The following is a 9,826-nucleotide window of genomic DNA, read 5'->3' as shown; positions in this document are numbered from 1 at the left end:
CACTCATGTGCCATCAAGTACCGGCGGACTCAAATGCCCCTGTATTAACAAATCAATATTTACAGACAATATACATACTATTTTTTTGTTCAAATATCATCTATCGCACTTCAAACAGGATGTTCGTCACATACATATCCGCTCCAACCGGAATCTCCTCGGTGCTGTCAAAGGTCAGCGTGAAGCGCATATCTTTATATGGCTCAAATGAGATGTCCGGAGCATAAGCATCTTCCGAATAAATGTCCGGTACGCTTACGGTTGAAATGCTGTCGGCTGTAGCCTGTGGTATCTGCTGCTCTCCGATGCTGTCCCGCACCTTCTGATATTCCCGGATGCTGTCAACTACCAGCTTTTCAAGCATGGTATCCTGCTTCCTTAACATCCGGCTGATATCATATTCCTTCTTCTGTGCCAGATGAGTAAGGAATGCGTAATAATCGGCATTCTCATAGATTTCTTTTCCAAATCGTATCTCAAGGAATCCGTTGAATTCTTTCAAGCTGAGTTTCTTCCAGCGGACAAGTACATCCATCAGTTCAAAGAATAACTTACCGTAGTTCCTGCCAGAGCGTTCTTCCTCGATCTCATCCTCATAGCGGAAGTTTGCATTTACATCTTCTTTCTTTGCTGTCACCATCTTCGCCTCATCCTCTGATTTGAGCGTAAGAAGATTGTCGATCGATGTCATCGAAAATGACTTTGCGATCGCCGGTGCAAATAAAGGAGCAAGGATCATGCCCATCTTATCCGGCCGATCCTCCCTGATCATCTTCTGTAATTCCTTTTCAAAATCAAATACCGGACGCAGACGCTTTAACTTCGCCTTCTGAATAATGTTGTCCGATATATTCTGTAATTCCATGGTGCTGTTGATCAGATTTCCATGCTTTAATATGGTCTTCTTCAATTCCAGCTCCAACTGACTGATCTCATCCAACAACGTAGAACCTTTTGTCAGATGGTCAAAGTTTGCTTTCGCAACTGCCTTATCGACCAGCGCCTTGTTCTTCGCAAATAATTTCTGTTCCTCGGAAAACCATTTTCCAACCGTCTTCATATATTTCTCATAAGCTTCTGCCCCGGCGAATACATCGTAAGAAAGCAGATCTACGATATCGTCTTTTTCTCTTACAAGCCGGTTCACTTCGCTGTTGATCCGCTTGACAACCTCGATACCTCCCTTGAAATTCTCTCCGGTGATCATCTTCTCAAGCAAAACCTGTTCTACATTGATCTTGCTCTCGTCCTTGATCTCCTTGGTATCAAGATAGAATTCTATCCCATCCGCAGTTATGTAATAGAGCACTTTTCCATCCGTGATCCGGCTGTCGATCAGTCTGACACGTCCGGTCTTCTTCTGCTTCTTACCCGGATCGTAAAATGTAAATTCAAATGCTTTTCCGTCATTTCTGATCTTGTCAAATATATATAAGATCAGGTCTGCCATATCCTCGTCCTCGATCTCAATATCGAAATCACGGATCAGTAGCTCTTTTATAAATGCTTCACACTGGGGATATGTGATGTCCCTCTCGTTGAAGTTGTTTTCCTCAATAAAAAAACGCAGTACCGCCATGGTGATATATCCCATATCCAAACTGTTATATCGTCCATCCTTGTACTGTGTAAATGCAGTTTCCGATAACACAAAAAACGGGTAGTATTTTCTTAAGTTATACATTCTCGCATTATGTTCTTCGATTATGTCATTGATCATCACGTACTGCTTTGCCACTGTTTCTACTCCCTGTTTTGTGTGCTTTATTTTCTGTTTTTCTTAAAAAATCACGGACACATAACATGCCCGTGATTTTTCAATACCTATTCGCCCATCATCTGTTTAAAAAATAATTACCTGAATCAGTCCTGCTTTGCAAGATTTTCTTTGTCTACTTTGTAAACCATAAGACGAAGAAGATAGTATGGCATTCTTCTATTTCCAAGTTCCCAGTCCTGTACAGTTCTATACGGTATCTCGAAATACTCAGCAAATTCGCGTCTGTTCATTCCTGTAGACTTTCTTAATTCTAATAATTCTTCACCTGATGTCATAGTCTGCGTCCCTCCTGTATCATTCCTATGTGCATTCTTTCTGAAAAAAAAAGAATGCTTTCATTCAATATTATTTCAAAATTCAGCACAAAATAAATTCTACAAGAATCCAACCCTAACCTCATGTATATTCTACAATATAACAGTCGGCATGACAATAGGATTTGTTAACACAATAAAAAAAATTTTTATATGCGTGTTCTTCTCGATTTGATATTTAATGCATTTTGTCCATTGACTTTATGATATAACCGGAAAATAATGAAATTAATTTTTTAAATTATACATTGATATGCATGGGATACCTTTAACATTACCAATCAGGGGACGCTTCCGCTCGTTTTCCCGCTGTGTAACTTCGAACTAACCTCGGATAAACCTCGGTAAAGTCTCAGTTAGGTCTGCAGCGGTACTAAGATGCCGCTAATGCGCCATCTAAGGACCGGCGACCTCAAATGCCCCTGCATTGGTAAGTTAAGATATCCCAACGCATAATTCACACAATATAAAAAAATTAATTTCATTATTACACAGGGGGTGTTATGTATGTTGAATAATCGAATTATGAAGGAAAAGCCATCGGACGAGGAAATGAAGACACGGTTAAAGGCTTTGCAGGAAAAGCTGGCGGCGCAGACATTGGCCGTCCGGGAACACAAGCTTCCGGTCATCGTTCTGGTAGAAGGCTGGGGTACTTCCGGCAAAGGCAGTCTGGTCGGACGGATCATCAACAATATCGATCCACGTTTTTACCGGGTTGCATCGCTGGAAAAGGTCAGAGAAGAAGACAGACGGAAACCATTTCTCTGGCGATTTGTAAAAGAGATACCGGAAGCCGGCAATTTTGTCTTTATGGATTCCGGCTGGATGGATCAGCTTACGCGTGAATACGCACACAAAGAATTGACAAAAAAAGACTATGAGCTTCGAATTGCCAATGTTCGGAGATTTGAACGACAGCTGACCGATAACGGCTATCTGGTTGTCAAATTCTTCCTGAACATCTCGAAGAAAGAACAGAAGAAACGGATCCGGACGCTTGCCGATGATCCTGCAACCAAATGGAGAGTGACCGATACCGACCTTGCACAGAACAAGCATTATGACAAATACATGGATATCTTTGACAAATTCTTAGATGCTACCGATTCTTCCCGCGCACCATGGTATATCATCGATGGCAGCTCCAAGAAATGGGCAGAGCTTCAGGTTCTGGAAATCCTGACCGAGGGAATCGATGTTGCCCTACAGAATCATTCACTGGCAGTTCCGATCCCACAGAATGTATTCCCTCTTATGGACATGCCGAAGCTGTCGGATATCTCTTTACAGGACAAGACGGTATCTGATGAAGAATATTCCAAACGTCTGAAAGAATTACAGGGAAAGCTTCGAGAGCTGCACAACAGCATTTACCACAAAAAGATTCCTGTCATCATTGCATACGAAGGTTGGGATGCTGCCGGAAAAGGCGGCAATATCAAGCGTGTAACGGAAGCATTAGATCCTCGCGGTTACGAAGTATTCCCAATCGCAAGTCCTCTTCCGTATGAAAAATCCCGACATTTCCTCTGGCGTTTCTTCACCAGGCTTCCACGCTCCGGTCATGTAGCTATCTTCGACCGAACATGGTATGGCAGAGTCATGGTAGAACGGATCGAAGGATTTTGCAGTGAAAATGACTGGAAACGTGCTTACAACGAAATCAACGAATTTGAAAAAGAACTGTATGACTGGGGTGCTGTGATCATCAAATTCTGGATACAGATTGATAAAGACACCCAGCTTGAACGATTCACGCTGCGTCAGAATACACCAGAAAAACAATGGAAGATCACAGATGAGGACTGGCGGAACCGTGAAAAATGGGATCAATACGAAACAGCCGTCAATGAAATGCTGCAAAAAACAAGCACCACCTATGCTCCATGGCACATCATCGAATCAGTCGATAAAAAATATGCCCGGTTAAAAACCCTGGAGGTCATAGTTGATGCTATAGAAAAAGCTATATCTTAATGAATCTTTGTCTTCTGGTAGTCGATCATGACATCATAGATCCGTTCACAGTTGTCATGGTCGTCAAACCGGAAGAAATCATCGGCACGTCTGCGGTACTCCGGTTTCATCTCGCAGTTATTCTGCATATAAGAGATCAGAACATCGATCAATTCGTCGTTGTCCTCACAGATCTCGCCAAATCCCATCGTATCATAGTGGAAGGTTCCTTCCTCATAATGCTTCGGTATATCGTGATGGTGCAGGTAGACCACCGGCTTACGCATATAAGCGAAATCGAACTGAACACCGGAGAAATCCGAAACCATCAGACTGGATTCCCGGAACACCTTCTCATAATTGACACCGGAATGTCCATGAACGGCAACCGCCGGAATGATCTCTACCGAAGGATTCTTATCAAAATCATCGATCTGCGGGCTGACGATCGGATGCAGTACATAGACGATCTTATAATTATATTTCTGTGCCGCAGCGATCAGACGCTCATCATTAATAAGGCTGTTATATACCTGATAATAGGTTGTCTCCTTAAAAAGTGGATTGTAGTCACGGCTCACACCCTCATTCTTTGTAACCGGAACTGCTGCCTGCATCCGCCAGGTCGGGGATAACAGGATCTGCCGTTTATCTTCATTTATAAGTCCATCATAACGCGGTACTCCGGTCAGCTTCAATGCATCATAACCCTCATAGCCGTAGATCGGCTTCGACAGATTTTCAATCTCATATTTGGATGCACAGAAATACAACCGTGTATTATCTCTCAACCGGTTCTGCGCAACTGCGATCTTCTGGATAGACATACCATGCTGGACACAGGCTACATGGAAGTTCATCAGATCACGGATCAGTGCCGAATTGATCGTACCGAAATCATTAAATGCGTAGACGGTAGAGTTTGACACGATCACCATATCCGCATACAAAAATGCATACCGGTGCTTGACGCTTCTCCGTTTGACCGGCTTCATACCTTCGCGTTCCAGACGTGCGTAATCTTCCGATGCCCCATCTGCCAGATAATAGCATTTGATGCCATCCTTCTTGCTTCTTGCATATTTGTACATATATTCAGCAGAGTCCCCCGCCTTATATATCTTATCAAAAAAGAGCCAGATCGGACGATGCTTTAAAACCGGCTTTGCCTTTAAGAACGCCCGGACAATGATAAACTTAATAACCTTCTTCTGTCCGGTTGCAAACATATCCCGCCATAACGTCAGTTCTCTGCCTGCAATCTTCCCATGCTTTACCGGATCAACTTTCATGATATTGGCTTCTGTCTTATACATATACAGCTTCTTATTGATCTTCCAATAGCTGTGACGGAAACGGTCGCACAAACGGCTGAAATGAGAATCGAATTCCAGAGTGACCGGAAGATCCTCTACCGACATTCCCATCGTTTCACCATTTTCAAAGACATCCGTCCGGACTCTTGTTACATAAGCCAGTTCTGTTTCCTGTCCATATGGAAGTTCCACCCGGATCGTAAACGCCCGAAGCTTGAAGATCGACATGCCAAATGCTTTTGTATGTGCATACCGCTCATTATATTCTGCCGGATAGAAGCGGTCACCGACCAGAACACCAAACTCTGCTCCATTCATCAAAAGAATAGGCGATAACCGTCCTTCGATCGTAAGCTCTGTGTGATCCTCCATATCTTTATTATCCATAAACTGAATGTCCGCCGTCGGCTTCGTAAGTTCTCCGATCTGAATATCATTATAGCTGTAGCAGCCATCCGCAAAATCAAATTCCAGACCGGTGTCCTTATACTTTAGGATCAGCAATACCCATACCAGACAGTCTTCATTCTTCATATCCACATGATATCCCTGATTCTCACAAATGATCGAATCATCTATATAAGAGAGCACTTCCCCAAGCTTCCACAAAAAAGCCTCGCCGTCGGTCTCTTCAAATAAATGCTTGTTCAGGTTATCGAGATTTGCCTGGATCATATATTTTACAATGAACAGTGCATGCTGCATAACAATCATCTGCAGGGTTTCCTGATGGATGGACATTTCCTTTAACCATTCGATCAGCTGATCAACGGTATCCTTATACCATGCCCGGTCATAGATTCCTTCAAAAAAGGTCTTATCCCCTTCAAAGCTGTTTTTCAAAGTATAGTCAACACCATCGATATAATAGAGCTTCTCATCCAGACAGGCTCTTGCCTGAACCGCAAGCAGCCATTTTAATACCGGAAATGATCCCTTTACCAGAACGTCCTCCAATGTGTGTGCAGGGCTTCCGAATGTCACATTTGCATCCTGCCCGGCATTCTGTATTCCGGCAGAACTACTCTGTATTCCGGCATCTGCAATCTCCATCAACTGATTTAACAGACTTCCCTTAAATATCATACCGAATGGTGTAAATCCGTGCAGGAATCTTAAAATCTCCGTAGAGATCACCCCATTTGTAAGCTGCTCATAGACACCATGAAATTCCTGATCTCTGTCCAGCTTCTGTGCAAGCCAGGGCGCATGCTTTCCTTTCTCGCGATATGCGGAAAACGGCGCATACATAATTCCCTTCTTGCTGTTCCTGCTCAGTCCGTATTTCTTCGGCAACAGAAAGATATCTCCGTTCCTGTGGTCATCAACAAAGGTCACGATACGCGCAAAATCCTCATCTGAAAGGATATCGCCCTCTTCCATCAAAAGGAACATCCCCTGCTCATCAAATTTTCCATGTATACTGAAGCTGTCCGCTCCGACTACGATCCTGTTTACCAACTGTCACTTCCTCCTGTTTTCTTTATCCCAGATTTTCCTGTAATGCAAATAACTGCTGCTACCATAGAACAGGTCGTCCCCTGTAGCAGCAGTTTCTGTTTATTTCTTTCCGAACTTTATCTTGTATACTCCATGCTCTTCATCATACGGGTATACATTTCCTCAAGACCGATCACCGGCTTCCAGCCAAGTGCCTGAAGTTTATCTGAATTCAATCGCATATTTACATCCGGTGCATAGCCAAATGTCATGGCACTTTCCGGTATGTCAAATACGACCTTGATCTCATTATTTGCCAGTTTCTCTGCAACCATCTTTGCCATATCTCCGATCGTGATATGTGCTTCCGGATGCGCTACGGTATAGGCTTCACCATCATTTCCCTTTACAAGAAGGAGCAGAATACCCATTACGGCATCTCTGGTGTAGCAGTAGTTACCAACGGATTTTCCGGCTGTGTGCAGAACAATATCCGTCTTATTCATAGCAGCCTTTGCGAACTGTGCAAATACACGATTCTCTTCATAGCTGATACCTGCGCCAAATGTCTGTGACAGTCTTGCAATACGAACCGGCAGCTTATACTCACTTGCGTAAGAAGAACACATACATTCGCAGAGACGTTTGCCCTCCGGATAACAGCTTCTTGGATTGTGGATATCAATGTATCCCAGATCATCTTCCTTTACATATGGCTTTTCAGGATCCGGTGCGCCAAATGCTTCCATCGATGATATATATACAACACCCTCGGACTGCTTCTCCTTACCAAGGTCTAACATATTCTTTGTACCATTTACCGCAGTCATGATCGTCTCCACCGGATAGTCCACAAAGAACTTGGATGCTGTAGGGCTTGCTGCATGTATGATGTAGTTGATCTGTACTTCTGAGATCTTCTTGCCATTTGACAGGGTTACAGTCTCATCGGTAACCGGATCTCCGACATCACCGATCACATACACCAGCTTATCCTTTGCAAATTCATCATAGATCTTGTCTGCCTTTTCTGCATTTCTGACAAATGCATAGATCGTGATATCAGCATTCTTTACTTCGTTCATCTTAAGCAGTGCCTTTACGATCTGTGAACCAACCAGTCCGGTTGCTCCTGTGATCAAGATGGATTTGCCGTATAATTTCTCATAATCTCCACCTGCATTTGCAATATACAACAGATCTTCTTCTAAAATCTTATCTTTCATTATTATTTCCTCCTGCAATATTTTTTCTAAATATCTGTACGAATTGTTATCCTGTCATGGAAAGCACTTTCGGCATATTGCTATGCCCGCCGTGCAAATATCTATTATTCTTCCACCTGATACATTTTGATAATGTGAGCTTTCCGGTCTTCTTCCGGCGGAAGCTTCATATAGTCACCGTAAAGGGATGTCAAATAGTAATCGGTACAACCCGGTGCGATCAGCTCCCGTCCGCCAAATGTCACTTTCATTGGTTTTACATATTCTTCCCTTGGCATCTTCTCCTGCGGACCATAGCCACAGGCAATGCCGCCAACATATTTGCATGATTCAAAATCATATTGTGTACATAACCGGATCAGCTTCTTCACTGTCCGCTTCTTGCCCCATATCAAATGCGCAAATGGTTTCAGGATCGGCTTCACGATCTTCTTGACCAGATTACCGCCCCGCCCTGTCTTCATCTTCAGATATTGGATGATGCGGCGATACCAATGTGCCTTTTTATAGATCCGTTCAATCTCTGCATCATCATCCGGCAGTCCATCCATCGGGAAAATATCCATCCACAGATAGATATCATATTTGTCTTTTGTATAATATTTGTCCAGTCTGGTCCTCGTATCCGCAAGCTTCGTATATGGTTCATCCAGATTGCCAAGGCTCGTCGACAGGAACTTATGATCCGGCAGAAACGGCTGCTCTTTGATCACTTCCTGTAATCTCTCATAATCCGGTCTTGGCATCAGAATGTCGATATCATCATCCCACGGAATAAAATCCTGATGTCTGACTGCTCCAAGCAGCGTGCCGCCGCACAGATAATACCGCAGCCCATGCTTCTCACACAGATCATGGAACATGAACACCATTGTTTTCTCACGCTCATGGATATCCTCAAGCGTCAATAATTTTCTCACGTTTTCGTCTCCTCTTTTATGGTATGTGCCTGCATTTGCCTTCTATATACCCTTAATATCCTTATGAATACCCATTAAAAGTCTCCTTATAATATCAAAAGGGCCTCTGTCTGATCTCCCTTACAATGTCAGGAGCTCTTCCGGGCGGCTGATGATATATTCCGCGCCGGCTTTTTCAAATTCCTCACGATTTCCATATCCATACAGAACACCGACCGTATCAATTCCGCAGGCATGTCCGCCATCAATGTCAAACATCCGGTCACCGATCATCACGGCATCCTTTTCATGTATCTGTGTCTTAACCTCTGGCTTGGAATCGTCCATCATGACTGCCTCTTCCCGGTCTGCCTGTAGCATATTCGTACCTTCCGCATCGGCTTCCTTCAACCGCTTCAGGCACTCTGCGATCAGCACCTGCTTGTCCGAGCCGGTTCCATCCGGATTGCTTCCTACCACAACATCAAAGTACTGTGCCAGATCGAATTTCGCCAGTATCTTTTCCGTCGGTGCTGTAGGCTTGGATGTCGCCACTCCGATCTTTGCGCCTCTTTCTTTTAAGGCTTTGAGTGTCTCTGGGATTCCACCATAGATAGATGTCTCATATAGGCCTATCACGTTATATCGTTCTCTGTATTTGTCCACCAGCCAGAGTGCCTGATCGTGGTCAACATGACATTTGGATGTAAAGGAATCGTACAACGATGGTCCGATAAATGTCTTTAACACTTTCTCCGATGGCTCCGGCAGTCCGGCTGCATCCAGAGCATAGCGAATGCAATTGAGAATGCCCGGCTCGGACTGGCTTATTGTGCCGTCCAGGTCAAATAAATAGTATTTATACATAGTGTTGCCTTTCTGTCCGTTCAAA

Annotated in this window: 7 protein-coding genes; 1 reads left to right on the top strand and 6 read right to left on the bottom strand. The window is 43.7% G+C overall.

What is annotated here, in order from left to right; translation table 11 throughout:
• Positions 1–100: 100 nt before the first annotated feature.
• Both GT641_RS10530 and GT641_RS10525 read right to left on the bottom strand, forming a co-directional pair.
• The gene (locus GT641_RS10530; RefSeq protein ID WP_161117485.1) at positions 101–1,738 is read right to left on the bottom strand and encodes a hypothetical protein; all 1,638 of its coding nucleotides are present in this window, start codon (positions 1,736–1,738) and stop codon (positions 101–103) included.
• Positions 1,739–1,863: 125 nt separating this feature from the next.
• Complete coding sequence (locus GT641_RS10525; RefSeq protein ID WP_008402480.1) at positions 1,864–2,055, bottom strand: transcriptional regulator; 192 nt, start codon at positions 2,053–2,055, stop codon at positions 1,864–1,866.
• A gap of 546 nt (positions 2,056–2,601) precedes the next feature.
• Between GT641_RS10525 and pap the strand changes: the two genes are divergently transcribed.
• Positions 2,602–4,074 (top strand): polyphosphate:AMP phosphotransferase, encoded by a 1,473-nt coding sequence (gene pap / locus GT641_RS10520; protein WP_161117484.1) that lies wholly within the window; start codon positions 2,602–2,604, stop codon positions 4,072–4,074.
• Here pap and GT641_RS10515 read toward each other — a convergent pair.
• The 4 genes from GT641_RS10515 to GT641_RS10500 all read right to left on the bottom strand — a co-directional run bounded on the left by GT641_RS10515 (position 4,071) and on the right by GT641_RS10500 (position 9,825).
• Entirely contained in the window at positions 4,071–6,830 is a 2,760-nt protein-coding gene (locus GT641_RS10515; protein WP_161117483.1) for a CDP-glycerol glycerophosphotransferase family protein, read from the bottom strand. The two genes, pap and GT641_RS10515, sit on opposite strands and share 4 nt — an antisense overlap.
• Positions 6,831–6,946: 116 nt before the next feature.
• Positions 6,947–8,035: an NAD-dependent epimerase/dehydratase family protein gene (locus tag GT641_RS10510; RefSeq protein WP_119963388.1), complete on the bottom strand. Its 1,089-nt coding sequence runs from the start codon at positions 8,033–8,035 to the stop codon at positions 6,947–6,949.
• Between the two features lie 104 nt (positions 8,036–8,139).
• Entirely contained in the window at positions 8,140–8,955 is an 816-nt protein-coding gene (locus tag GT641_RS10505; RefSeq protein WP_008402473.1) for a LicD family protein, read from the bottom strand.
• A gap of 120 nt (positions 8,956–9,075) precedes the next feature.
• On the bottom strand, positions 9,076–9,825 hold the full coding sequence (locus tag GT641_RS10500) for an HAD hydrolase-like protein (protein ID WP_243143746.1): 750 nt from the start codon (positions 9,823–9,825) through the stop codon (positions 9,076–9,078).
• Position 9,826: the final 1 nt, after the last annotated feature.

It is taken from the genome of Clostridium sp. BIOML-A1, assembly GCF_009874105.1.
Classification (GTDB): domain Bacteria; phylum Bacillota; class Clostridia; order Lachnospirales; family Lachnospiraceae; genus Coprococcus.
This window is presented reverse-complemented; position numbering and strand designations above follow the sequence as displayed.